Origin of the sequence: Helicobacter sp. NHP19-003, assembly GCF_019703305.1 — a bacterium.
GTDB lineage: Bacteria > Campylobacterota > Campylobacteria > Campylobacterales > Helicobacteraceae > Helicobacter > Helicobacter gastrocanis.
The window spans coordinates 1,056,508-1,081,081 of record NZ_AP024814.1; the positions used below are offsets into that span (position 1 = coordinate 1,056,508).

General features: G+C 47.3%; 26 protein-coding genes, 1 tRNA gene and 1 pseudogene. 7 read left to right on the forward strand and 21 right to left on the reverse strand.

Features of this window, described 5'->3' with window-relative positions; translation table 11 throughout:
• Window position 1: 1 nt before the first annotated feature.
• The 7 genes from typA to K6J72_RS05525 all read right to left on the reverse strand — a co-directional run bounded on the left by typA (window position 2) and on the right by K6J72_RS05525 (window position 7,238).
• Window positions 2-1,801, reverse strand: coding sequence for a translational GTPase TypA (gene typA / locus K6J72_RS05495; protein WP_221279124.1), 1,800 nt, complete (start codon window positions 1,799-1,801; stop codon window positions 2-4).
• A gap of 78 nt (window positions 1,802-1,879) precedes the next feature.
• Window positions 1,880-2,131: a hypothetical protein gene (locus K6J72_RS05500; RefSeq protein WP_221279125.1), complete on the reverse strand. Its 252-nt coding sequence runs from the start codon at window positions 2,129-2,131 to the stop codon at window positions 1,880-1,882.
• A gap of 27 nt (window positions 2,132-2,158) precedes the next feature.
• The gene (locus tag K6J72_RS05505; protein ID WP_279346966.1) at window positions 2,159-3,619 is read right to left on the reverse strand and encodes a catalase; all 1,461 of its coding nucleotides are present in this window, start codon (window positions 3,617-3,619) and stop codon (window positions 2,159-2,161) included.
• A 165-nt stretch (window positions 3,620-3,784) separates the two neighbouring features.
• Window positions 3,785-4,228, reverse strand: coding sequence for a DUF1104 domain-containing protein (locus tag K6J72_RS05510; RefSeq protein ID WP_260320531.1), 444 nt, complete (start codon window positions 4,226-4,228; stop codon window positions 3,785-3,787).
• A gap of 92 nt (window positions 4,229-4,320) precedes the next feature.
• Window positions 4,321-4,764, reverse strand: coding sequence for a DUF1104 domain-containing protein (locus tag K6J72_RS05515; RefSeq protein WP_221279127.1), 444 nt, complete (start codon window positions 4,762-4,764; stop codon window positions 4,321-4,323).
• 56 nt (window positions 4,765-4,820) lie between these two features.
• Window positions 4,821-5,366 carry a DUF1104 domain-containing protein gene (locus K6J72_RS05520; protein WP_221279128.1) on the reverse strand — a complete coding sequence of 182 codons (546 nt, stop codon included), beginning with the start codon at window positions 5,364-5,366 and terminating at the stop codon, window positions 4,821-4,823.
• Window positions 5,367-5,519: 153 nt separating this feature from the next.
• The gene (locus K6J72_RS05525; protein WP_260320532.1) at window positions 5,520-7,238 is read right to left on the reverse strand and encodes a BspA family leucine-rich repeat surface protein; all 1,719 of its coding nucleotides are present in this window, start codon (window positions 7,236-7,238) and stop codon (window positions 5,520-5,522) included.
• A gap of 187 nt (window positions 7,239-7,425) precedes the next feature.
• Between K6J72_RS05525 and K6J72_RS05530 the strand changes: the two genes are divergently transcribed.
• The gene (locus K6J72_RS05530; RefSeq protein WP_221279129.1) at window positions 7,426-8,253 is read left to right on the forward strand and encodes an outer membrane protein; all 828 of its coding nucleotides are present in this window, start codon (window positions 7,426-7,428) and stop codon (window positions 8,251-8,253) included.
• A 60-nt stretch (window positions 8,254-8,313) separates the two neighbouring features.
• On the opposite strand, the gene K6J72_RS05535 is transcribed toward K6J72_RS05530, so the two are convergent.
• From K6J72_RS05535 to recG, 8 genes are all read right to left on the reverse strand, one after another.
• Window positions 8,314-8,859: a hypothetical protein gene (locus tag K6J72_RS05535; protein ID WP_221279130.1), complete on the reverse strand. Its 546-nt coding sequence runs from the start codon at window positions 8,857-8,859 to the stop codon at window positions 8,314-8,316.
• Window positions 8,849-9,385 carry a hypothetical protein gene (locus K6J72_RS05540; protein ID WP_260320533.1) on the reverse strand — a complete coding sequence of 179 codons (537 nt, stop codon included), beginning with the start codon at window positions 9,383-9,385 and terminating at the stop codon, window positions 8,849-8,851. Before K6J72_RS05540 ends, K6J72_RS05535 begins: the two co-directional genes overlap by 11 nt.
• Window positions 9,386-9,543: 158 nt before the next feature.
• Window positions 9,544-9,741, reverse strand: a complete 198-nt coding sequence (locus K6J72_RS05545) for a DUF4006 family protein (RefSeq protein WP_260320534.1) — start codon at window positions 9,739-9,741, stop codon at window positions 9,544-9,546.
• Entirely contained in the window at window positions 9,741-10,607 is an 867-nt protein-coding gene (gene ccoP, locus K6J72_RS05550; protein WP_221279133.1) for a cytochrome-c oxidase, cbb3-type subunit III, read from the reverse strand. The genes K6J72_RS05545 and ccoP overlap by 1 nt, the downstream gene beginning before the upstream one ends.
• Before the next feature lie 2 nt (window positions 10,608-10,609).
• Window positions 10,610-10,813, reverse strand: a complete 204-nt coding sequence (locus tag K6J72_RS05555; RefSeq protein ID WP_221279134.1) for a cytochrome c oxidase, cbb3-type, CcoQ subunit — start codon at window positions 10,811-10,813, stop codon at window positions 10,610-10,612.
• Window positions 10,814-11,521 (reverse strand): cytochrome-c oxidase, cbb3-type subunit II, encoded by a 708-nt coding sequence (gene ccoO, locus K6J72_RS05560; RefSeq protein ID WP_221279135.1) that lies wholly within the window; start codon window positions 11,519-11,521, stop codon window positions 10,814-10,816.
• A gap of 9 nt (window positions 11,522-11,530) precedes the next feature.
• Complete coding sequence (gene ccoN, locus K6J72_RS05565) at window positions 11,531-12,997, reverse strand: cytochrome-c oxidase, cbb3-type subunit I (protein ID WP_221281149.1); 1,467 nt, start codon at window positions 12,995-12,997, stop codon at window positions 11,531-11,533.
• Window positions 12,998-13,135: 138 nt separating this feature from the next.
• On the reverse strand, window positions 13,136-15,031 hold the full coding sequence (recG, locus tag K6J72_RS05570; protein WP_221279136.1) for an ATP-dependent DNA helicase RecG: 1,896 nt from the start codon (window positions 15,029-15,031) through the stop codon (window positions 13,136-13,138).
• Between the two features lie 60 nt (window positions 15,032-15,091).
• Here recG and K6J72_RS05575 point away from each other — a divergent pair, with 60 nt between their 5' ends.
• Window positions 15,092-15,493, forward strand: a complete 402-nt coding sequence (locus K6J72_RS05575; protein WP_221279137.1) for a hypothetical protein — start codon at window positions 15,092-15,094, stop codon at window positions 15,491-15,493.
• A gap of 51 nt (window positions 15,494-15,544) precedes the next feature.
• On the forward strand, window positions 15,545-16,153 hold the full coding sequence (locus K6J72_RS05580) for an outer membrane protein (RefSeq protein WP_260320535.1): 609 nt from the start codon (window positions 15,545-15,547) through the stop codon (window positions 16,151-16,153).
• A gap of 3 nt (window positions 16,154-16,156) precedes the next feature.
• On the opposite strand, the pseudogene K6J72_RS05585 reads toward K6J72_RS05580, so the two are convergent.
• The 3 genes and pseudogenes from K6J72_RS05585 to K6J72_RS05595 all read right to left on the reverse strand — a co-directional run.
• Window positions 16,157-16,389, reverse strand: a pseudogene (locus K6J72_RS05585) (BglII/BstYI family type II restriction endonuclease); the annotation flags it as partial.
• Window positions 16,386-17,273 carry a DNA-methyltransferase gene (locus K6J72_RS05590; protein WP_221279138.1) on the reverse strand — a complete coding sequence of 296 codons (888 nt, stop codon included), beginning with the start codon at window positions 17,271-17,273 and terminating at the stop codon, window positions 16,386-16,388. The gene K6J72_RS05590 and the pseudogene K6J72_RS05585, both read right to left, overlap by 4 nt.
• Before the next feature lie 198 nt (window positions 17,274-17,471).
• On the reverse strand, window positions 17,472-18,350 hold the full coding sequence (locus tag K6J72_RS05595; protein WP_260320536.1) for a tetratricopeptide repeat protein: 879 nt from the start codon (window positions 18,348-18,350) through the stop codon (window positions 17,472-17,474).
• A 272-nt stretch (window positions 18,351-18,622) separates the two neighbouring features.
• Here K6J72_RS05595 and K6J72_RS05600 point away from each other — a divergent pair, with 272 nt between their 5' ends.
• From K6J72_RS05600 to metK, 4 genes are all read left to right on the forward strand, one after another.
• The gene (locus K6J72_RS05600) at window positions 18,623-19,480 is read left to right on the forward strand and encodes a HugZ family heme oxygenase (RefSeq protein ID WP_221279139.1); all 858 of its coding nucleotides are present in this window, start codon (window positions 18,623-18,625) and stop codon (window positions 19,478-19,480) included.
• Between the two features lie 173 nt (window positions 19,481-19,653).
• Window positions 19,654-20,436, forward strand: a complete 783-nt coding sequence (gene rpsB, locus K6J72_RS05605; protein WP_221279140.1) for a 30S ribosomal protein S2 — start codon at window positions 19,654-19,656, stop codon at window positions 20,434-20,436.
• Window positions 20,429-21,490 (forward strand): translation elongation factor Ts, encoded by a 1,062-nt coding sequence (tsf, locus tag K6J72_RS05610; protein ID WP_221279141.1) that lies wholly within the window; start codon window positions 20,429-20,431, stop codon window positions 21,488-21,490. Before rpsB ends, tsf begins: the two co-directional genes overlap by 8 nt.
• Window positions 21,491-21,499: 9 nt before the next feature.
• Complete coding sequence (metK, locus tag K6J72_RS05615; protein WP_221279142.1) at window positions 21,500-22,648, forward strand: methionine adenosyltransferase; 1,149 nt, start codon at window positions 21,500-21,502, stop codon at window positions 22,646-22,648.
• A gap of 24 nt (window positions 22,649-22,672) precedes the next feature.
• Here the strand turns inward: metK and K6J72_RS05620 are convergent.
• The 3 genes from K6J72_RS05620 to K6J72_RS05630 form a co-directional block, all read right to left on the reverse strand.
• Window positions 22,673-22,748, reverse strand: a tRNA-Ala gene (locus tag K6J72_RS05620).
• A gap of 41 nt (window positions 22,749-22,789) precedes the next feature.
• Window positions 22,790-23,485, reverse strand: coding sequence for a 1-acylglycerol-3-phosphate O-acyltransferase (locus K6J72_RS05625; RefSeq protein WP_221279143.1), 696 nt, complete (start codon window positions 23,483-23,485; stop codon window positions 22,790-22,792).
• Entirely contained in the window at window positions 23,475-24,569 is a 1,095-nt protein-coding gene (locus K6J72_RS05630) for a hypothetical protein (RefSeq protein ID WP_260320537.1), read from the reverse strand. The genes K6J72_RS05625 and K6J72_RS05630 overlap by 11 nt, the downstream gene beginning before the upstream one ends.
• Window positions 24,570-24,574: the final 5 nt, after the last annotated feature.

The window sequence follows — 24,574 nt, forward strand, 5'->3', positions numbered from 1 at the left end:
GTCATTTTTTGACACGGCGGCGCGCCGTGGGGTCTAAAACTTTTTTGCGGATACGCAAATTTAAGGGGGTGATTTCTAAAAGCTCATCCTCTTCGATCCACTCTAAAGCCCTCTCTAACGCCATCAGCCTTGGGGGGGTGAGCTTGATCGCGTCATCGCTCCCACTGGCACGCATGTTGGTTAGGTGTTTGGATTTAATGGGATTAACCTCTAAATCATTGTCGCGGCTGTGCTCGCCGATCACCATGCCGATATAGACTTTCGTTTGGGGGTTGATAAAAAGCGTACCCCTCTCTTGGATATTAAAGAGAGAAAACGCCGTAGCATCGCCATTTTCCATGCTGACTAGCGCCCCGTTTTTACGCGACTCCACGCCTCCGCTAAAGGGGCGAAACTCCAAAAATGAATGGTTCATCACGCCCTCGCCTTTCGTGTCGGTTAAAAATTCGCTGCGATAGCCAATGAGCCCCCTAGCCGGGATTTCAAACTCCAAACGGCTGTAGCCATCATTCATGGGGTTCATCGCCTTCATCTCTGCCTTGCGCCGCCCGAGTCGCTCAATGATTGCCCCGCTAAAATCTTGAGGGGTGTCGATCACCAAATGCTCAAAGGGCTCTAATTTCACCCCATCTTGCACCTTAACGATCACCTCAGGGCGCGATATGCTAAACTCAAAGCCCTCACGGCGCAAATTCTCGGCTAAAATGGTGATTTGCAATTCCCCCCGTCCGCTCACCTTAAATTTCCCCTCGCCCATTTCCTCGCACTTCATGGCGATGTTTGTTTGCATTTCTTTAAGCAGGCGGTCTTTGAGTTTGTTTGCCGTAACATGTTTGCCTTCAGTGCCCGCCAGAGGGGAGTCGTTGATGGCAAACACCACGCTCATGGTGGGCTCTTCAAGGTGCATGGGGTCGAGCGGTTGGGGGTTGTTGGGATCGACCACGCTATCGCCCACATCCATCGCATTAAAGCCAGCAATGGCGACAATATCGCCCGCCTGTGCTTGCTCGATTTCCATTCTGGCTAAACCCAAAAAGCCGATGAGTTTAGTGATTCTGCCCGTTTCCTTGCTCCCATCGCTCTTACACAAGGCAACCATGTCCCCCTTTTTGACCTGTCCGTTAAACACCCGTACAATGCCGATTTTGCCGACATAATTGTCGTAATCTAGGGTGAAAATTTGCATTTGTAGGGGGTTGTTTGCCTCCCCGCTGGGTGCGCTCACATGGGAGACAATCGTTTCAAACAGCGGTTCTAAGTTTTTCTTTTCATCGTTTAAATCTTTGATGGCATAACCATCTCTAGCGGCGGCATAGACCACGGGGAAGTCTAATTGTGCATCGCTTGCTCCCATTGCTACGAATAAATCAAACACCTCATCCACCACACGATCGGGCTCGGCAGCAGGCTTGTCAATTTTATTCACCACTACAATCGGGCAGATGCCAAAGCTTAACGCCTTTTTCACCACGAATTTGGTTTGGGGCATCACACCTTCTTGGGCATCCACCAAGAGCAACACGCCATCGACCATTTTTAAAACCCGCTCCACTTCGCCCCCAAAGTCGGCGTGTCCGGGGGTGTCTATGATGTTGATCTTTGTGTCCTTGTAGTGGATTGCGGTGTTTTTAGAAAGGATCGTGATCCCCCTCTCCCTTTCTAAGTCGTTGCTGTCCATCATGCGTTCATCGACCTTGTCATGTTCGCCAAAAGTCCCCGATTGGGTCAGCAAACCATCGACTAAGGTGGTCTTGCCATGGTCAACATGCGCGATGACAGCGATATTTCTAATCTGTTGCATCTAAGCCTCTTGATTGTAATAGATTTTTGAGTGGGCTAGTATAGCCTAACTTTACTTAGGGCAAAATCTACAAAAGGGCTAGTCTTTGTTGCTAAAAATGAATTTATCGATTTTAAAAAAGATGATCGCCCCGATGGTTTGTCCGATGAAGAGATTGAGCCAAAGGGGGGTGTGCATCCACTCAAACAAGAGCATGAAGGGCAGCATCACCACCGCCGAAACCATCCAACGCACCCAATAAATGAAGAACAGGCGGGTTTTGTACTCTTTAAAAAATTTCACGGCCTCTCCCAAAATGATCTCATCAAAGGATAGCAAAATTAGGTGCATGGTTGGTTACCCCCTCCCCTTAAGAAGCTAATGTTTTTGCAACAATTCTTGGATGCGTTGCCCGTAGTGTGTGTCCGCCTTTTTAAAGTGCTCTAGCTGGCGGCTGATGATGTCATTGGGCACGCCCTGCATGGCATCGGCAACATTTTGGCAAGTGCGTTCTTGCTCGTCTTTGGGCATGAGTCTAAAAAGATCGCCGGGTTGGGTGTAGTAGTCGCTGTCGTAATCGCGGAAGTTGTAGGCATAAACCGCCATTTCATCGGCAAGTTTAGCCAGCTCGAGCTTAGGCTCTTTGGCATGCGGAGATTCTTTGTAGCCGGGCAAGTTGCTGGGCTCGTAGTTAGGAAATGCCCCATAATGCCCGTTTGTCATAAAGCCATCTCTAGAAGTTGTCGCAAAGGGACATCTAGGGGCATTGACGGGCAGTTGGCTGTGGTTAACGCCAAGGCGGTAGCGGTGGGTGTCGCCATAGGCAAAGAGCCGCCCTTGCAATAAACGATCGGGGCTATAACCCACGCCGGGAATCACATGGGCGGGGTTGAAGGCGGATTGCTCCACCTCGGCAAAGTAGTTTTCCGGGTTTTTATCCAGCTCCAAAATCCCCACTTCAATCAAGGGGTAATCTTTATGACTCCACACCTTCGTTACATCAAAGGGGTGGAATTTGTAGTTTTTGGCATCGTCCTCTGGCATGATTTGGACGCAGAAACGCCATTTGGGGAAGTCTTTGTTCTCAATGGCTTCAAACAAATCTCGTTGGTGTGAGTCCATGTCGTGCATGCGCACTTTGGCCGCCTCTTGGCTGGTGAGATTTTTGATCCCTTGCATGGTTTTGAAGTGGAATTTCACCCAAAAGCGTTCGTTTTTTTCATTGATCAAGCTAAAGGTGTGGCTGCCATAGCCGTTCATGTGGCGGTAAGTTTTAGGGATGCCCCGATCGCTCATGAGGATAGTGATTTGGTGCAAGCTCTCAGGCACTAAACTCCAAAAATCCCAAACCATGGTCGCATCTTTTAGGTTGGTTTTGGGGTGGCGTTTTTGGGTGTGGATGAAGTCTGGGAATTTTAAGGGATCGCGGATGAAAAATACGGGGGTGTTATTGCCCACAATATCCCAGTTGCCCTCCTCAGTGTAGAGTTTGAGCGCAAAGCCCCTAGGGTCGCGCTCGGCATCGGCAGAGCCCTTTTCCCCCGCCACGGTGGAGAAACGCAAGAAACAAGGGGTTTGCTTGCCCACTTGGCTAAAAAGTTTGGCTTTGCTGTACTTGGTGATCTCGGTGCTGGTGATCGTTAAAGTCCCATAAGCCCCACTGCCCTTAGCGTGCACCACCCGCTCGGGGATACGCTCGCGATCAAAATGGGCGAGTTTTTCTAAAAACCATGTGTTTTGGAGCAAAACAGGGCCTCTTGGCCCGGCGGTGATCACATCTTGATTATGGCCAACAGGCGTTCCGGTGGCGTTGGTTAAAACCATGTCTTCCATCAAAATCCCTTTACGCATTAGTTAGGGCTTAAGACCCACTAGGGCAAAGCTCCGCGGAGAGTGTAGTATAAAAAAGTGAGTTTACCGGTGTCTCATAGACTTTAGGGAAGAAAGGTGCTCAAAAAGTCCCTCCAGCGTTACACTTGGTAACTCTAAAGGTAACTTTGGGACTTAGTGGTGGTGTTTATGTTTCCCACAGGTGCAGGGTCCCACAACATCGCAATTGCATTTAGCATGGCAACCACAGCCCTTGGCAGACAAACCACTAGCTTTAAACTGCGCCCGAGTCATCTTAGCAATCCTAGCCTTGATGGCGGCGTGGATTGCCTGTCTGCGTTTTTCAAAATCTTCCATGGTCATGTTGGCAGTGTTTTTATCTGCAGAAGTTTTGAGTTGTTCGTAGAATTTCTTCTTTTGTTCGGGCTTCATTTTCTGCATGCGTTTGTAAAGCTCCATTTGATAATCGGGTACTTGATTAGGAACAACTTTACCGGCCATGTCAATGAGTTCTTGGTCGCTCTTGCTTTCAAAGGGGCCACCGCTTGCAAATAATCCACTGCACAATCCAGCAATAACTAAAGAGGCGATTCCTAGTTTAATCTTTGGTTTTTGCAACTTTAATCCTTTATTAGCTGATTTTATATGTTTGTGTCTGAGGCTCCAAAACTAACCCCCCCCTTTTTTTTTAGACAAATTTCAAAACAGGATTAAGTGTGAGAGCGGGGAGGTTTGTGGTCTTCGCAAGGGCAATCGTGGCCATCATGGAATCCGTGCCCGCCCCAAAATCCCAAAAATAAGCCACTTTCTCTAAACTGCGCCCTTGTCATTTTAGCAATCCTAGCCTTGATGGCGGCGTGGATTGCCTCCATGCGCTTGCCAAAATCTTCCATGGTCATGTTGGCAGTGTTTTTATCCGCCGAAGCCATGACTTTTTCGAAAAACTTTTTGCGTTGGACAGGACTCATGTGTTTGGTGCGTTTGTAAAGCTCCATGCGGTAGTCAGGCACTTGCTCGGGAACAACTTTGCCAGCCATGTCGATTAGTTCTTTATCGCTTTTACTCTCAAAGGGTCCTTGCGCAGCAAACAAGCCACTGCAAAGCCCAGACACCACTAAAGCAGCAATGCCAAGTCTTAATTTTGCTGTCGTCATAAAAATCCTTTGTATAAAATTTAGCCCACATTAAGCGGGGCTAGCCCCTAAAAAGACTATTCGTGAGCGGCTGCGGGTTTTTCACTGGAGGGGTGTTCGGTGTGCTCGGCTTTAGCGGGAGCGTGTTTGGCTTTTTCGCCATGCTCTTCGTGCTCTTCGTGCTCTTCGTGTTCGCCTTTATGTTCTTTTTTATGGGCGTGGTGTTCGCCTTTGTGGTGTTCGCCTTTTTTAGCGTGTTTGGGGTGGCACCACATTTTGTGCTCTTCACCCTTACAAACTTCAACACCGGCCAAGCCCATCGCTTTTAATTCTTGGGGTTTGTGCTCTTGTTTCATTTTATCAAGTTCTTCGGCGACTTCTTCACGCAATTTGTTGAAGTCTGCCGCACTCATTTTGGCGAAGTTGGCTTTCTCAGCTTTCTTCACTTGGTGTTTGAACTCTGCCTTAGCTTTGGGGGATTTCATCGCTTTTGCGCGTTTAGCCACTTCCAAGCGGTATTGGATCACATCTTCAGCATCGTGCATAGTGCCCGCTTTTAGAACAAGCTGCTTATTGCTGAGCTTAGAAAAGTCCTCTGCTGCATGTGCAACACCTAAAGCCAATAAACCCATTACGAAAATTCTTGCAAACTGACGCATAACCTACCTCTGTGGAATTTTTAGAATTAAAACAAGCTAGAGTTTATCTACTCTTAGTTAAATTTTAGCTTAATAATACGCCTTAAAAGCGATTTTCTGCGGGGATTGTAGCTTAAGTTAACCACAACTACCAGCACCTTTAAAAAAAGCTTTAGGCGAGGGGGAGTGCATTTTAGTGGCGTGGAAAAACATGCAACGGGTGTCGGCCTGGTGTAGATCCCAACTACTCAAATCTTGATTGAAGCTCTTGGCATAGGCAAACATTTGGTACATGTTGCGGACATGGTGGGTGTCCCAATGATTCAAAGGATAGTTAAAACTCTTGGCATAGAAAAACATTTTACGCATGTCGGTAACATGGTCGGTGTTCCATGTGTTTAAGGGTTGGTTAAAACTAAAAGCTCCATAAAAAAGATAGGCCATGTTTTCTACATGGCTCACATCCCAAGTCCCAATGGGGCGGTTAAAGGCTGTGGCGTATTTAAACATGCCCTGTAAATTCGTGGTGTTGGTAAGCTTCCAGCGAGTGATGTCGCCGTTGAAGTCGTAAGTGAGGCTAAACATATAGCTCATGTTGCGCACAGATTCCACATCCCAATTATTTAAGTCTTGATTGAAGTCCCGACATGCGTAAAACATAAAGCTGGTGTCTTGCACCCTTTGCATCTCCCAATCATCCAGGGGCTGATTGAAGGACGCAAAGGCAAACATGCCCTTCATGTTTGTAGCTCCGCTTGTATCCCAACTGCCCAAGGGGACATTGACAACCCGCCCCATAAACATCGCCTCCATGTTTTTCACATGGCTCACATCCCAAGTTTCAATGCCGGCTAGGTCGGTGCGGTTACTGCTGGTTTGGCAATTATCAAACAGGCTTAGGATTTGGTTGTACTCTTTGTCTTGTTTTGCCCACAGTGTGCCGTTTTTAATGGGGAGTTGCTTGAGGCGAGTGTAGGTGTTGCCCTTATCGCAAAATAAATAGCTCATGTCCTCAATGAGGCTTGTGTCTATGCTGGCTAGAGAAATTTGAGGGTTGTTGATTAAGGCGATGAGCTCGGCTTTGGTCTGTGGGTAGTGTAAGTACTTTAGGATATTTGGGGGTGCAACTAGCCGTGTTTCGCCGGAGGCTAGTGTTGCGTTTTGTGTTTTTTTGCTTTGGGGTGTGTCTTGGATTGTGCTTGTGCTTTGGGTTTGTAGGGTTCGTGGGGGGTTTGTTTGTATTGTTGTGCCCTCTAAGGGCGTGCCTAAGAAAATCCCCTGTGTGTTCGCTTTGGCCAAGTTCCATTGACTGATGTTTTGTTTAAAATGCGTGGCGTTGGCAAACATATAACTAAAGTTTCTAGGAGTGCTGGTGGCGGTGCGATTCCAGTGGGATAAAGGCTGGTTAAAAACTTTAGCATGGTAAAACATATAGCTAAAATCCACCCCGCTAGAGGTGTTCCAAGCATCGATCGGTTGGTTAAATCGGGCGGCGTTGGCAAACATATAACTAAAGTTTTTCACCCGCGCGGTGTTCCAATGGCGCAAGGGCTCGTTGAAGTGCATTTGGTTCATGAACATGCCCTCCATGTTCTCCACATGGCTCACATCCCATTTGCCAATCCCACTAAAGTCCTCCCGATAGGGCGTGCAAATCCCCTTTTTGACCAAAGGGCCTTGCAAACAAAATAGATAGCTCATGTCTTTGATATGGTGGGTGTTGATTTGACTAAGGGAGATTTTGGGGTTTTTTAAAAGGTTTTGTAAACTGGCTTTGTCTTTGGGGGTAAAAACCTGTGCCCCCAAAAACCCCATTAAAGAAATCAAGTGTAAGAAAACAGACAGACGGTTTAACACGAGCACCCCTACAGATAGACAAGGATTAATGCCTTGCAGAAACCAAAAAAACCCTTATGATGGTAACACAAAAAATGTTAAAAAAATATAAACTCCGCCTTTTTGAGGGATTTAAGATCGCTTTTGGGGCTTGCGCTATAGTTTAAAAGTCTATAACCGATATAAAACTTAAACAAAAGGAGTTTGCATGCGTTCCTCTAAGTATTCTTTGGTGATCTTGCCCGCTCTGCTCGGTTTTTCGGGTGTCAATGCTGAAGAAAGCGGCATTTTTCTTGAGGGCGGTTACCAACAAGGCAAGGCACAATACAGCACAAGTAAAAATGGTAAAGATGCCACAACAGCTAATTTAAAAGGCTTTGGCCTGCAAATCGGTTACCAAATGTTTGCCAATAAATACTTCGGCTTTAAAGTTTATGGTTTCTTTGATTACGCCCACACACAAGGCATTGAGTTTGCCAATAAAGATGCCTCAGGGGGCAACCCCATCAATTGTCAAATGCCCAATGGCTTGCCAGCTGGGGTACCAATTCCCGGGGGTGTTCCCGGACATGCTGGTGCTGCCCCCGGCGGGGGCTTGCCCGCTGGAGGCATGCCCCAATGTTCGATCAATGTCATGGGCATTTTGCAGCAAGTCGTGGGGAGCAACAAGCCCGTGCAACCCAACATGCTCACCTATGGCGGAGGGGCGGATTTGATCGTCAATGTCATCAGCAATAAAATGATGGCTTTGGGTGTGATTGGGGGCATACAACTTGCCGGTAACTCTTGGATTTTAGCCACGCCCAACATCACCGATGTCGCCATGAAATACATGGATGTCAGTAAAAAAGCCACGGGCTTTCAGTTCCTCTTCAATGTGGGCGGTAGGTTGCGTATCTTAAAGCACAGCAGCATTGAAGCGGGCATCAAGTTCCCCATGTTGCGCTCTAACCCCTTCTTGCAAACCAAAAATGACGGCACGATCTACTTGCGCCGGCTCTATTCGTGGTATGTCAACTACGCCTTCACTTTTTAGTGCACGGCTCTAAAGTGTTTGTCGTGCTCTTTAGGGCGTGGCTAGCTTTTTAGCTCTACTCTAGCGCACAAAGGCAGGTTGGATGAGAGGGAGTTCTTTTCCTTTAAAATTGATCTTCACCATAACTTGGTAACGCCCTTTAAAGGGGAGATTAAAAGGAGGGAGCTGACAGATGCGTTCTTTCTCTTGGGTTTCACACGCAATGTTGCCTAAAATTAAGGGTTTTTGCTTTGTCCTTAACACCGACACACTAAAGCTTAAAGTGGGGGCTTTGGGGTCTTTGTGTTGTACTTGTAGGCTTAGGTTATTGTGCTGGTTGGAGAGCCAAAGCAAGGGGGTATTTTGGTTGATGTAAAAAGGAAAAAGCGGTTCGAGTTTTTGGTTGCCATTCACGAGTTCAAGACTGTAGGCCTGCCTAAAGGCACTGTAAGTGGAGAGCATGCCATTGATGTGGCTGTCTGTGTAGGTGTGCTGGTGTAAATAAGAATTGTCGTTTTGGGGGGTGTATTTGATCGCCACGACCACCAAGGCCACGACCAAACCCAAACCGATGAACAGGATAGACAAAATGCCTAGTGGCCAATAGTTTTTTTCTTTAGTTTCCATGTTTTCTTGCTCCAAAAAAGTAACCATAAAAGAAAATTGCCAAGAGTGAGCATAAGAGAATATAGAGTGTGGTCTTCACTATGCTGTTAGAGTACTCTTCTTTGATGTTGCTTGCTAGGGTAATGTGGTGCTTGCGCGCGATGGCATCGGCCATATAGGTGTAGCCATTGAGTAGGGCAAAAGAAAAGCGGGCGTTGTTTTTGGCCATGTCCTTGCCCCATTCTTTGGGTAAAAAGGGGGCGATGCGCTCAAAAAAAATCTGATCTGTGGGGATTAAATCCTTGGGGTTAGACAGAATGTCGATTTTCTGTGCCCCAAAATGGGCAAAAAGGGCGATGAAAGGGGGGTGCAACTCCCTTAATTTAGCTTTTTGGTAAATCAAACGCCCTGCTTTATCTAGGGTGTCTGGGCTGTCCTTTAAAAACAGTACAAGGGAAACCCCGGTTTTGTCAAACAATTCGCTAGACACCTTTTGCACCAAATCCGCACTCTTGGTGACCAAATGCCCTGCCTCGTTGTCTAACACGAAACTTTGGGCATGCAAAAAACCAGCAAAGAGTAGGCAAACCTTAAAAAGCTTCACACAGCAAAGAGGAAGGGGCGAGCAAAGAACAGCACAACCGTGATGACAAATAAAATGATTAGAAACAACCCAAGCAGTTTCTCCATCCCTGTAAACATGCGTTACTCCTTGTGTACTTGATAAAATTCGTGTTTGTTGCCAAACATTTGCAAGCTCTTGGTGTCTAGCTTGTAGTAATGCGTGGACTCTTCTTGCTGGATGTGCACGGCTTTAAGGCCAAAAAACGCCACCGCCACCAACAGCACCACCACCACGATGAGGTTGCCTAAAATCCCATTTAAGCCAAATAACCCGTTCATCATTCATCTCCTTGTAAGGATTGAATATAAGTTGCCAATGCTTTGATTTGCGTGTGGCTGAAGTGGCGGTAAGCAAAGCTAGGCATCTCTCCGATATGCCCCTTTTTGCCTTTATCAAGCACTTCTTGTAAAAGGGTTGGAGTACCATAGTGGGTTAAATCCGCTGCCATACCCCCCTGCCCCTTGCCATCCGCTCCGTGGCAACCCACACAGCTGCTTTGGAAAATCGCCTCTCCCTTTTTGACTAAGTCGGGGTATTTGGTATGGCGCAAGGCCGAGATGTCTGCCATCACATAGCTAGCCACCGCTTTAGCGTCCTCAGCACTCAAACCCATAGGGGGCATCTCGCCGGCTTGGTAATTCAAGCCCACAGAGCCTTGATTCACCACCTCTTCAATGCCCGCTTCCTTGCCCCATTTGGCAAGGTTTCTAGCGGTGTTGTTAAGCCCCGTGGCTTCTAAACCGTGGCATTGCGAGCATTGTACCAAGAAAATGCCCTGCCCCATTTGCTCTAGGTCTTTTTCTTTGAGATTTTGCCAACGGGCTTCAAAGTTTTTGTTATAAGCGGCGAGTTCTTTGTTATACTCTCCGATTTGTGAGTAACCAGACATAGGGTAACCTACAAAGATGTACCAAAGCCCCCACACAATAAAAACCAAAAAGCTGATCACCCAACCCATGGGGATGTTGTTGAGAAACTCCCCGATGCCATCATAGCTGTGGTCCTTGCCCCCATAAAGTTCGCCATCTGCCTTGCTTTCACGCATCGCTTTGAATAGAGAGGAGCTCATGCTAAGCGTGGCGACCAAAATCACAAGGGCGGCCACCAATGCGAACAAATTAATGTGATCCTTTAAAATATCCATGTCTAGCCTTTCTTATGGGATAAGTGCCGGGGTTCAATGGGCGCATCTGTTAGCTCATCTTGCAGGGCCAACTGGCTGTAGCGTTCGTAATCCGTGATCCCCTTTTTGTCTTTGACATACATAGATATGATGTAAAAATATAAAAAGAGCGTGAACAAGACCGTGAAAAAAGCGTAGGCAAAGCCTCTTAAGGTGTCGATGTCCATTTATTGCCCCTTTGCACTAACTTTTGGAGTTTCAATGCGCCCTTGCCCCAAGCTGTTTAAATAGGCGATCAAAGCCACAATTTCTTTCACACGGCCCTCTTTTAGGGCGGCTTTGATGTCGGGGTCTTGCATGTGATCTACAATGCCCTTAGCTTCCTCTAAGAACAGCTTCTTGGCCTCTTGTATATCGCCTAGTTGCACGCCACCGGGTTTGTCATAGGGGACTTTAAAGACCTCTTTTTGGGTGTAGGCTTCGGCAAAAGCAGTGTCAAAGTCCGCATCCTTTGTAAAGAGGTGTTTGTAGGCGGGCATGATGCTGCCGGGCACCACGCTGGTGGGCTCTAGCATGTGTTTTTCATGCCACGCTGTGGTGCGTACATCGCCCACGCGGTGCAAGTCGGGACCAATGCGCCGAGACCCCCACAAAAAGGGGCGATCGTAGGCATACTCTCCGCTTAGGCTATAAGCCCCATAGCGTTGTACTTCCGCCTGAAAGGGGCGGATGAGCTGAGAGTGGCAGTTGTAGCACCCCTCGCTGATATACACCTGCCGCCCGGCGGTTTCTAAAATGCTGTAGGGCTTTAACCCCTCAATGGGACGGGCGGACTTAAAGAAGTTGGGCAAAATTTCCACAACGCCTGCCACTGCAAAGGCGACCACAAAGGCGAGCGTGAAAAAGAAAGGGTTTTTTTCTAAAAAACTAAACATATGTGCTCCTTATTGCATGCCCATGGGTGTAGCGTAGGCGGGCTCTTTTTCTAAAACTCTGCCTTTTTGGATGGTCATCAACACATTGTAAAGGAAGATGAAAAAGCCCACGAGATACAAAGTACCACCAAAGCCACGGATCACATAATAGGGGATCAACACCCGCACGGTGTCTACAAATTGATACACCAAGTTGCCGTATTGATCTACATCGCGCCACATCATGCCTTGTGTGATCCCTGCAATCCACATAGAGGAGAAGTAAAGCACGATGCCTAGAGTCATCAGCCAGAACTGCACATCCATGAGTTTAGCTGAATAAATTTCGCGTTTAAACACACGGGGCACCATGTGATAAACCGCTGCAATGAGCGTAAAGCCCACCCAACCGAGCACGCCGTCATGCACATGCCCGATGATCCAATCGGTGAAGTGCGCTAGGGCATTGACCGAGCGGATCGCTTGAATGGAGCCCTCTAAAGTAGAGAGCATGTAGAAAGTGCTCGCCAAGACTAAGAATTTAATCAAAGGCGACTCTTTGAGCTGGTGCCATTGCCCTCTTAGGGTTAAGAGCATGTTGATGGCTGTACCCCATGAAGGGATGATTAAAATCACGGAAAACACGGAAGATAGGGTTTGTACCCAATCGGGCACCGTAGAGTAGATCAAGTGGTGTCCACCCGCCCAAATATAAACAAACATCAAGCTCCAAAAGGAAAACAAGGTGAGCTTGTAAGAGAAGATAGGCTGTCCGCTTTCTTTAGGCAAGAAGTAATAAATCGTACCAATCACCCCGCTAGTGAACACAAACGCCACCGCATTATGCCCCCACCACCACTGCACCAAAGCATCGTTACTGCCGGCATACATAGAAATAGAATGCCAAAGGCTACCTGTGTGGGCGACTAAATAAGTGGGGATGGAAAGGTTGTTGAAGATATAGAGCACAGCGATGCCCACATAGGTTGCAATGTAGTACCAAAGCGAAACATAGATCGTGTTTTCGCGTCTAACCCCCATGCTCCCAAACATGCTAATGCCCCAAAGCACCCACACTACCACGACTAAAATGTCTAAAGGCCATGCAAGTTCGGCGTATTCTTTGCTCTGTGTGATCCCGCCCAGCAAGCTCACCACACCTAAGATTAAGGTTAAAATCCAAATCCAAAAATGCAAATAGCCCACCACTTTTAAAAATGGGTAGTCGTGGTAGGTAATTTTTAAGACCCTTTGTCCAAAATAATACCAACTTGCCCAAATCCCGCCCAAAGTGAAGCCATAAATCACGCCATTGGTGTGTACGGGGCGCAAACGCCCAAAAATGCTGTATTCCCCTAGAATATAGTTGAGCTTAGGGAAGGCTAGCTGAAACGCTAAAACCACCCCAATCAACATCCCAATGACCCCAAAGGTGATCATGGCAATGATGAATAACCGGGCGATTGAATAGTCGTACTCAGCGGAAGTTTTGGCCATAGCCGACACTGAAGCACTGCCAGCATAGCCCTGTTGGATGCCTACATCCATGTGTTCTCCTTCGTAAAAATATCACATAAATCTAAATTATAGCACAGATTATATGAATAGAGTTTAATTTAATATCCTTTTTGGTTTTCAAGCTGTAGGGCTAAAAAGTGCGCTCACTTCTTCAATTAAGGACGAATCTTGGCTTAAATCTAAAAAATTAAAGGCATCTCCACTCTGTTGTGTCCCCTCCAATAAATCCCCTGAACGGCGGTATTTTAAATCTAAATTCGCAATCTCAAAGCCATCAAGTGTTTGGCTAAAGTTGTGTAGCCTAGGGTTTGTGGGCTGGTGGGTGAAAAGATAGCAATAGCCTTTGCCCCCAAGCCTTGCCACCCTGCCCCTTAGCTGATGTAAAGTTGCTAGACCCAAGCGTTCGGGCCCCACAATCACGATGGTGGAGAGTTTGGGTAGGCTGATTCCCACTTCAATTAAAGTCGTGGCGAGCAAAAGCTGCCCCCCTTTGGCAAAGCCCTCCATGATGTCCTCTTTGTCATTGTCCTTACCGCTCACCACAAAGACATTTTCAAAGCGTTTTTGCCAATAGGGTGTGCCCTCTTTTAAAGAGAGATAGTCCATGCTTTCGCTCTCCTCCACTAGGGGGTAAATGACCGCCACTTGTTTGCCCTCCCCAATTTCAGCTTTAATGTGGGTTAAAAGGGCGTTGAATTGGGGTTTATCCACAATGCGGGTTTGGATGTCCTTTGTGTAGGGCTTGTCCTTTAAAAAGCTTGTGGCGATGAATTTAGCCTCCATCATCGCTAAAGTTCGGGGAATGGGCGTGGCGGAGAATTGCAAGTAATGGGGTTTGCTGCCGCCGGCTTGTGTGGCTAGGGTTTGTAAGGCATGGCGTTGCTTTGTGCCAAAACGGTGTTGCTCATCGCTGATCACCAAAGCCACCTTAGAAGTGTCTAGGGGAGCGTAGAGCAAGGCGGTTGTGCCGACAATGAAATCCGCTTCACTGAAGGTCTCTTTTTGTTTGCCATTTGCGCCACCTAAAAGCAATAGGGGTTTAATGCTTTGGGGTAAGTATTTTAGGGCTTCTGTGTAAATTTGTTTAGCCAAAATGCTTGTGGGTGCCATAAGAAGGCTTTTATAAGGGGCGCACAGAGCAACGCTGGCTAAGATCACCATCGTTTTGCCACAACCCACATCACCCATCACAAGCCGTTTTGTGGCTCTTAAGCCTTGCATGTCGTGCTTAATGCTCTCAATCGCCCTTTGTTGGTCGTTGGTGAGCGCAAAGGGCAGGTTGTTGACAAACTCGGCCAACGCCCGTGTGTTGGCGTGCTGGCTAAACTTGGCGGGGAAGTCAAAAGTCTTGGAGCTTAGGGCACACATATACGCCAAAGCCTCTATGTATTTCAGGGCTTGCAGGTGGGGCAGGCAAAAACCCTTATGGGCGTTGTGGGCTAGGGCAAAGTCTATGCTGGGGTGAAAGATTTCGCTGATGTGTTGCACCACTTGTAAAGGCACGCCTAAACTGACGAGCTTTTCTAAATTTTGGGGCGTGAGTGTGGCTAGGCAAAAGTCAAGGTAGGTTTTGTATTGGTCTTGCCTAAGAAAGGCTGGGAGTTTTTTACAATCCTTGTCAAAACGCAGCGCGATGGTGTTTGGCTTGTCTATGATTTTGGGGTTTAGCATCTGCAGGGCGTTGTTGTAGGGGCTTAGGCTTAACTTGCCATAGACAAAATAGCTTTTTTGGGTGAAAATCTTAAGATGGTAGGGGGTGTGGTTGAAACAAACGATCTCTAAAACCTGCTTTGTTGCCTTAACTTGAGTGTGGATTTTTAAGACTTTACCCGTGTGTGTGCTGATATACTCCACTTCTACACAGCCCACGGCCTCCGGCTCTAAAGCATCTAGCAAGTTGTAGGGGGTGTAGGCTTTGGGGGGATTTAAAATGATCTCTAAAAAATGGGCTAAAGGTAAACCTACACCCAAATCCAAATTAGGGTGAATCCCTCCTATTTTTGTCTGCAACATGGCATAATCTTTAACTTAGATTTAATAAAGCATGGTTATTATAGCCCAAAAAGGAAGTGGATGAACTCCAAGCTCTTACGCTTTTTAGGATTTTCGGTTTTAGCTGTAATGGGGGCGCTTGGCTTGCAAGCGTGCAAGGACACAAGCAAAACTTCTAGCCAAAAAGCCAAACCCGCGGACGCTGAAGTTGTGAATCAAGCCAAAGATGCTGATCCCGAGGCTCTCAACAAAATGACTCCCGTTAAAGGTAACCAAAACAACAGCATAGAATCCGGTTTGGATCACAGGATTGACGATGCCAAAACGACTGATAAAATCGACCGCATTGTGGATGAGGAAAACGCCGTTCAGGAAGCCACACAAGGCACAGGTCCACTCTACACCCCCCAAAACAGCAACATTCTCCAAAACTGGACCAACCACGAGGACAATCTCGCCTCGCCTCTCAACCACAATTACTAACGGTGTAAGGACTCCCCCATTCTCAATTTAAAATGTGGCTTCGCCCTTGCGGTGGGTGTTTTCGGTGCTTTGTGCCCCCCACTGCAAGCCGCTAAAAGCCGTACTTTCTTGCTTAGCCAATACCAAGTGGGGCAAATGCAATTTTACACCTACCAAGCAAACGGCACTCCCGTTAAAAATGTGCGCACCATTGAAGGGGCAAGCATTGTCTATGGCTACGAATACAACCCCTTAGATCGTTGGTTTTACACCCGCTATTATGGCTTTTTGGACTATGGATATGTGATCTTAGACCCTAGAGGCAAGGTTGAAACAAACATGTTTACCTATGGGGTTGGGGCAGATTTGCTGATTGAGTACAACAAAAACCCACTCAATGTTTGGGGGCTTTTTTATGGAATGATGTTGGCTGGCAACACTTGGACGACTTCTGAATTTTCGCAAAATTTCTTTGTGGAAAATTACCGATCTTTCACAAGTTTTTCATTTAAGGGGACTTATTTTAGGCTCTTGGGACAAGTGGGCATCCGTTTCCAGACAGTGATTCTCTACCACGATGTGTCTTTTGAATTTGGGTTTAAATTCCCCTTTGACACCGAGCTAGGCTCTCGATTTGTGCGTAATTACAGCTTTTTTGTGTCGCACACTTGGTATTTTTAGGTTTTGCCTATTTTCTAGCCAACCCGAAGCATTTAAGAAGCCTTAAAAGCCTTGTTGATTTCTACGGGAGAAAATAAGCGATCGCCCTGCCTACCCTTCTCTTTAGAAACTTTTGTTTGGCACGCATGGGCATCAACACCAAAGATAACGCTCTGTATCTCTTGCCACAAATTAAGGTGATGGACTTGTAAAAACTCCCAGCCATTTAAATGGGAGTGCAAATATGCAATTTTCAATAAACCCCCAATCCGCGCCACTCCTCTGGTATGCGTGCTACGCTGTCGTTTTTGGGGGTGTAAATTTCTTGATCCATTTCACGCCATTTAAGCGTATCTTTAAAAAAATCCAACACCCTCTCTCTAGCGATTTGGCAATACAGCTCTTCTTTTTCTACACAGAGGGCTTTCCTACCATTTTTAAGCGCACTGATTAGGGTTGTGCCTACACCTCCAAAGGGATCTAAAACACGCTCCCCTGGATTGCTTAAAGCTAAAATTAGGCGATCAACCAATTCTATGGGGAATTGGCAAGGGTGGGCGGTCTTTTCCACATGGTTGCTTTTGACATTGACAATGTCCCAAATTTGGCATTCCCAATCTTTAGCCACAATCTCCCACACATCTGCCGGATTCTTGCCCCTTGGGTTGCCCGAGAGCTGTCCTTTTTTAGCTCCCTTAAAGTGGCGCTTGCCCGGATATTTGGCGGGGACACGCACGCTGTCTAAATTAAAGGTGTAAGAATCGCTCTTACTAAACCACAAAATGCTTTCATAGCGGCCACTAAATCTAAGCTTGGAGTGCAAACCATGCCCAAATTTCCAAATGATGCGGTTTCTCAGTCTAAAGCCCAAATCTTTAAATAAGGGATAAAAACAAATGTCTAAGGGATAGATTTCTTTATCTTTGACAAAATTACCCACTTGCCACGCCACACTCCCCCTCTCTTTAAGTACCCTTTTTAGCTCTTTTAACACAGGTTCAAACTCTCTTAAATAGGCGTTTAAACTCTTGGTCTTTTCATAGTCCTTGCCCACATTATAAGGGGGTGAAGTGATGATGAGATCAAAGCTAGAGTCTTCTATTTGTGCCAAGATATCCGAAATAGAGCCATTGAGAATCATACCAAATTCCTTGTATCCATTAACCCTTCATTTTACACACAATACGCTTGGATACCTTGGTGGACTTGATCGAGCTAGTACTTGGGCGTATTCCAACAAAGTTCGTTAATTCTAGGGCACCACAACGGCGTGTCAATCACAAACAAAAGGCCATGCAAAAATTTAAAGATTTGTCACTCGCCTAAACAAGCCCTATCATCAATCTGCCTTAGTGGGGGCGAGTTGTTTGAGGGCTTTACACCCCTTGCCATTGCCTAGGCCACAAGCTTTTTTGTAATACGCCAAAGCCTTGTTTGTGTCTTTAGCCACGCCATAGCCGTTGGTGTAGGCGATGCCCAAGTTGAAATAAGCCCCAGCACTGCCCGCGTTTGCGGCTTTTTGGAAGTATTCCAAAGCTTTTGCATAGTCCTTGGTAACGCCCTCCCCCTTAGCATACGCCATGCCTAGCCCGAGGTAACCCGCACCATACCCCAATTTCACGGCTTTTTGGAGGTATTGCACCGCTTTAACGCTATCCTTAGCAACCCCCTCGCCATCTTGATACATCATGCCTAAATTGTAATCAGCCTGAGCACTCCCCATCTTGGCGGCTCTTTGGAAGTATTCTAGGGCTTTGGCGTAGTCTTTGCTAACCCCATAGCCCCTTTTATACATCGTGCCTAGATTGTTGTAAGCCCCATTATCCCCCATCTTGGCGGCCTTTTGGAAACATTGCAAGGCTTTAGAATAATCTTTTAAGACCCCCTCGCTCTTGGCGTACATGATCCCTAGATTGTTGTACGCCTTAGCACTCCCCATGTCTGCGGCTTTTTTGTAATAATCTAGGGCTTTTGCGTAGTCTTTCGCCACGCCATAGCCGTAATTATACATGTAGCCCAGTCCATTATACCCCCGAGAATCCCCCATTTTAACGAGCTTTTTCCAGTAAATGAGGGATTGGTTATAGTCGTTGTGCTTGTGGTGGGATTTTGCCAGTTCATAGTACTCGTCCGCTTGGCTCTTGGCATGGCAAACCCCGACCGCCATTGTGAGGGCAAGTACAGCCCCCCCCACACCCTTATAAAATGCGACCAACATAGACACCCCTTTATTTTGTTGATGTGATGCGATAGGGCACAGCCACAGCACAGCAAACGCCAAGCCCTCAAGACAAAGCCCTAAAAACGCCATTAAAACATGACTAAAAAAACGCATTGTAACATTTTTGTACTTGCGCTTGTGTGTGGCGTAAAAAGTTACCAAAAAACCTAAAAACACCCCTTATATTCTCATTATTAACTAAAAATAAGATTTCATTAACTTTAGAGTGTTATAATGGTGCGCCTTTTAATAAAAACAAGGAGTTTTATATGGATTTGCAGTTTATCCTAAAACACATGAACGAAAACCATGTGAAAGACATGGAAGCCTTGCTTGCCAAATTCGGACAAATCAAGGATGCAGTGGATGTGCATTTAAAAAACGCCACAACAGAGTTTATCGAGATCGCCTACAAAATCAAAGAGGGGGCACAAGAGCAAATCCAAAAGATCGACTACCCCGCTAAAGTGGCTGAGATGAAGGACATCAAGGACGCGATCATCGAGCTTTGCAAGTCCATCCCACAAACCACAGACATCAAGGGCGTACAAGAGGATTTAGAAAAATTTAGAGACAGCTTTAGCAGCGTGTGCATCGCCAGCCTTAGCTCCGAAAATGAAGTCATTTGCTCTTACAGCGCACTTCTCTTTGATGAGCACGAGGGGCATAAACATTTTTACATTTATGTGAGCGAGGTCGCCGAGCATTTCAAAAGCCTTAAGGCACACCCAGACAATGTAGAAATCATGTTCTTAGAGGACGAAGCAAGCGCAAAATCGCCCATTTTACGCCGCCGTTTGCGTTATAGGACAAAATTGCACTTCATTGAAAGGGGCGAGGAGTTTGACCGCGTGTATGACAACTTCTTGGCCAAACACGGCAAAGGACGGGGCTTAGAAACCATCCGCCACATGCAGGACTTCCATTTGATTAAATTAGAGTTTGTCAAAGGGCGCTTTGTCAAAGGTTTCGGGCAGGCTTATGACATTGATGCACACGGGCACATCTCTTATGTCGGGGCGAAGGGCAATCCCCACACCAAAGGACACCCTCACGGGGCAAATCCGCATGGCGCAAGCGTGCATAGCGAGCATCCCCACGGACACGGCGGACACCCCCACGCCTAAAGCCCCCGTTTGTCGCTAAACAAGCCCTTGAAGCGCACCTCCATCGGGTGCGTGGCTTAATTTTGTCTTTATTCTTTTCACGCTAGAATAGACACTTGCTTTATGCAAAATCACACACGCCCCGCCTTAGAGTGTTTTTAGGGAGCGTGGTGGCAAACTTTAAGGAGTTAAGTATGATCACAATGAAGGATTTATTAGAGTGTGGGGTGCATTTTGGGCACCAAACTAGGCGCTGGAACCCCAAAACAGCCCGCTTTATCTTTGGTGTGCGTAAAAACATCCACATCATTGATTTGCAAAAAACCTTGCGCTATTTCCGCTACACATATAACATTGTCCGCGATGCGAGCGCAGAGGGCAAAACGATCATGTTTGTAGGCACAAAAAAGCAAGCCAGCGATGCACTCAAAGAGTATGCCATGCAAGTCAATGTCCCCTATGTCAATTACCGCTGGCTGGGGGGCATGCTGACAAATTTTAGCACCATTAGAAAATCCGTACGCAAGCTAGAAATCATGGAGGAAATGGAGAGCAGCGGGCAGATCGACCTGCTTACCAAAAAAGAAAAGCTCATGATTTTACGCAAAAAAGAAAAGCTTGAGAAGTATTTAGGTGGCGTGCGCCACATGAAAAAAATGCCCGACATGATGTTCATCGTGGATGTGGTGAAGGAAAAAATCGCGGTGGCTGAGGCGCGCCGCCTTGGCATCCCCATCATCGCCCCCCTAGACACGAATTGCGACCCCGATTTGGTGGATTACCCGATCCCGGGTAATGACGATGCGATCCGCTCCATTGGTCTATTCTGTAAAGAAATGGCAGAGGCGATCACAGAGGGGCGTGAGCTTGTGGGGCGCAGTGAGGAAGCACTCGAAGAAGTGGAGGCGGCTAGTGAAGCCGAAAAAGAGGAGATCCTAGAGGAAATCGTTCAAGAAGAGGGGGTAGAAAATGAGTAATGTCAGTGCTGCACAAGTCAAACAACTAAGAGAAATGACAGATGCGCCCATGATGGATTGCAAAAAAGCCCTTGTGGAGTGTGGAGCGGATTTAGACAAGGCAGTCGCCTACTTGCGTGAAAAGGGCTTGAGTAAGGCGATCAAAAAGGCCGATCGTGTAGCCAGCGAGGGCGTGGTGGCTTTAGCCATAGAGGGCAACAACGCCACCATGCTAGAGATCAATAGCGAAACCGACTTTGTGGCTAAAAACGACCACTTTAAAGCCCTTGTGGCAAAATCCCTAGAGCTTGCCAAAGACAAACAACCCAAAGACGCTAGAGAGTTGTACCAGCTCCAAATTGAGGGGCAAGCTTACGAGTCTTATCTGCACGCTGCAGTCGCTAAGATTGGGGAAAACATCGTGGTGCGCCGCCTAGCTTGCGTGCAAGCGGGGGCAAACGAGGTGTTAAATGGCTACTTGCACGCCAACCACCGCGTGGGTGCGATCATTAAAATCGCACACAACAACCCCGCTAACACCGATAAGTTGCGTGAGTTAGCCCGCCACATCGCCATGCACGCTGCCGCCATGAAACCCGTAGTGTTGGATTACAAAGCCTTTAGCCCCGATTTCATTGCTAAGGAAAAATTAGCTTTAGTGGCGGAACTTGAAAAGGAAAACGAAGAAGCCAAACGCTTAGGCAAGCCCCTTAAACACATCCCCACCTATGTGAGTAAAGCTGAGCTTACGGCGGACATTTTGACCCAGCAAGAAGAGGCCTATAAACAGGAATTAAGGGATCAGGGCAAACCTGAGAAAATCTTTGACAAGATCATCCCCGGCAAAATGGAACGATTCATCGCCGACAACACGCTGCTAGACCAACGCTTGACCCTACTCGGGCAATTCTTTGTGATGGACGATAAAAAGACCATCCAGCAAATTTTAGACGAGAGAAGTGCACAGACCAACGATCAAATCCACATTGTGGAGTATATCCGCTTTGAAGTGGGCGAGGGGATTGAAAAGAAAAGTGAGGATTTTGCAGCCGAAGTGGCGGCACAAATGAAATAAGGGGGGCTTATGGGCTCTTATCTTTTCACCTCTGAGTCGGTGACAGAGGGGCATCCGGACAAAATGGCAGACCAGATCAGCGATGCCGTTTTAGACTACATCATTGAGCGGGACAAAAACGCCCGTGTGGCGTGTGAGACTTTACTAGCCAATGGGTTTTGTATCATCACGGGCGAGCTGAAAACCAGCATCTACGCTCCCATGCAAGAGATCGCAAGGGGTGTGGTCAAAGACATCGGCTACACCGATGCGCTCTATGGCTTTGACTACCGTAGTGCAGCGGTGCTCAATGGGATCGGCGAGCAAAGCCCCGACATCAATCAGGGGGTGGACCGCGAAGATGGAGAAGTGGGGGCAGGCGATCAGGGCTTGATGTTTGGTTACGCTTGCGATGAAACCCCCCAATACATGCCCCTAGCCATTAGCCTCGCGCACGCCATCACTTTGGGGCTAGCCACGGCACGCAAGAGCGCAACCTTGCCCTTTTTGCGCCCCGATGGCAAGGCGCAGGTGACGATCCGCTATGAGGACGACAAACCCGTAGGCATCGACACGATCGTGGTGTCTACGCAACACTCCCCCGAAGTGGATCAAAAGCACCTAAGAGAAGCGGTGATTGAGGAAGTGGTGTATAAAGTCCTGCCCCAAGAGTTTTTAAACGACAACATCAAGTACCACATCAACCCCACGGGCAAGTTTGTCATCGGCGGACCGCAAGGCGATGCAGGCTTGACGGGGCGTAAGATCATCGTAGACACCTATGGGGGCTCTTGTCCGCATGGGGGCGGAGCGTTTAGCGGCAAAGACCCCTCTAAAGTGGACCGCAGTGCGGCCTACATGGCACGCTACATTGCAAGAAATTTAGTGGCAAGTGGGGTGTGCAAGAGGGCGACTGTGCAGTTGGCCTATGCGATCGGCATTGTGGACCCCGTGTCTGTCTACATCAACACCCACCACACCAGCATTTATAACCCCCAAGACCTTGAGGCGTGCGTGCGCACACTCTTTAAACTCACCCCAAAGGGGATCATTGAGAGTTTAGATTTACTGCGCCCCATTTACCGCAAAACCGCTACTTACGGGCATTTTGGACGGGAGGATTTTAGTTGGGAGAAAACCGACAAAGCCTCAGCGATCGCTGACTTCTTGAGCAAGTGATTAAATTTTTTAGATTTTAGGGAGTGGTGGAGTGTAGGGGGATCGAACCCCTGACCTCAACGCTGCCAGCGTTGCGCTCTCCCAGCTGAGCTAACACCCCAAAAGCGGACATTATAGCATAACTTTTATTAAAATGCAAGTCTAGTCATTGAGTCCGTGGTAGTGTTTTTGGTACTCGGCTTGCATGTCCTGCTCTAATTTGGCGTACCAGTCTATGCTTAAATCGGGCGTAAAGGCGGGCATCAACACCATGCGTAGGTGCGTGGCGTGCGATTCTATGGGCTTGGTGTTAAAAATTTTGCGGGTGTTGAGTAAGAGTATGGGCTGGATTTTTAAATGCAGCTTCTCCGCCAAAACCTTAGCCCCCGGCTTGAAGGGCAGGAATTTTTCTGTGCCCCGGCTCCTAGTGCCCTCGGGGAAGATCACCAAAGGGCGGCCTTGCTCTAGCTTTTCTTTGGCAATTTTAAGCAAAGATGCAAGTCCACGCCGATCCTCTCTGTCGATGAGAATCATTTCTGGAGTTTTGAGCGCATAGCCATAGTAGGGGATGTCGCCCAACTCTTTCTTAGCGACCCAGCAGATGTTGCGGGGGTGGTAGGCTTCTAGACAGATGATGTCAATGATGCTTTGGTGGTTGAGTACAATCAAATCCGCGCTCAAATCAAACTCCCCGATTTTCTCTAAAGGCGCATTGACCAAAAAGAAAAAAGAGCGACACCACTTGCGGGTTTGGCGGGAGTTGTTGTGTTTACGGGTTAGAAAGTTCATTAAAATGATGAAGCCCAACCCCAAACCCACGACCAAGAGCGCATAAATGCCCCGAATTTTACTCCACATCTTCTTTCCTCACCCAACCGATTTTTTCATCATCTGTCATGATCTTGTAATATTTGGCGTGTTCACCTATGATTTTGACATGCAAGGCTTCTTTAGGGATGGCTAGCAAAGTGGAGTTTTGTGTGGGTAAGATTTTAATCGCCGCTTGCGCCCTTAAAATCCCTGTGCGGTAGGTAGAAAGGATATTCCACAGCAAAACCCCCACGAGTAAAATAGCCACGACCAACGCCGTATTTTTGTAACTAGTGAGAAAATAGCACACCACCACTACGAGCAACAAAGCCATTAAAAAGATGTTTGAAAAGAGCAATAAATTGTTTTTGGGCTTTAGGTTGCTCTGTGTGCTGACACTCTCTTCAATGGGAATTAAAGAAAAATGCAATTCTTTAAATTGCGCCTCTTGCAAGGAAAAATAATTAAAGGAGAGGCTTTGCAGGCTCTTTGGCACAATGCAATAATAAACTCCACTGGCATCGTCTGTGCCTAAATGGCTGCTCTCAAAGCCTTGTTTGAATCCGCCGGGGATTTTAAAATCCTCTAAATTTGCGCCTCTTGTTTGCAACTCAAGGACTAAAATATTGTTGGCGTTGTCGTATTCCTTGACCTTGTAGCCCGTAACGCTAAAGTCGTTTGCGACCACGCCCGCATAGTTGGGGTGTGCCGAGAGATCGAGCACCTGCAGAGGGATGGCGGGGGCACTGGATTTATCCAAATAGCCTTGATCTTGCACGAAGGCACTCACTCTAAGGGCGGGGATGGTCGCCTTCGTACCCAAAATTTTATAGCTGTAGGTTGCGCTGTAGCTGTCTGTACCCGAAGCGACCCAGTTGGGGGTGAAGTTCAAGCGTTTGAGTTTTTTAGGATCGGGCAAGTTCTCTAATTCCGCCCCTAAAAATTTGGCCTTAGAGAAAAGCATTAAATTGTATTGTACGCTGATTCTTTGCCCCACATACACGGGCTTACCGGTGAGTTCTTGTAAATCTGCTACCTTGACATACACGACCTTAGCCCGTACTTCCTCGCCCTGCAACCCCACTAAAAAAAGCAGAAAACTTAGAAAATAACGCGCTAGCCCCGCCCTCACAAACG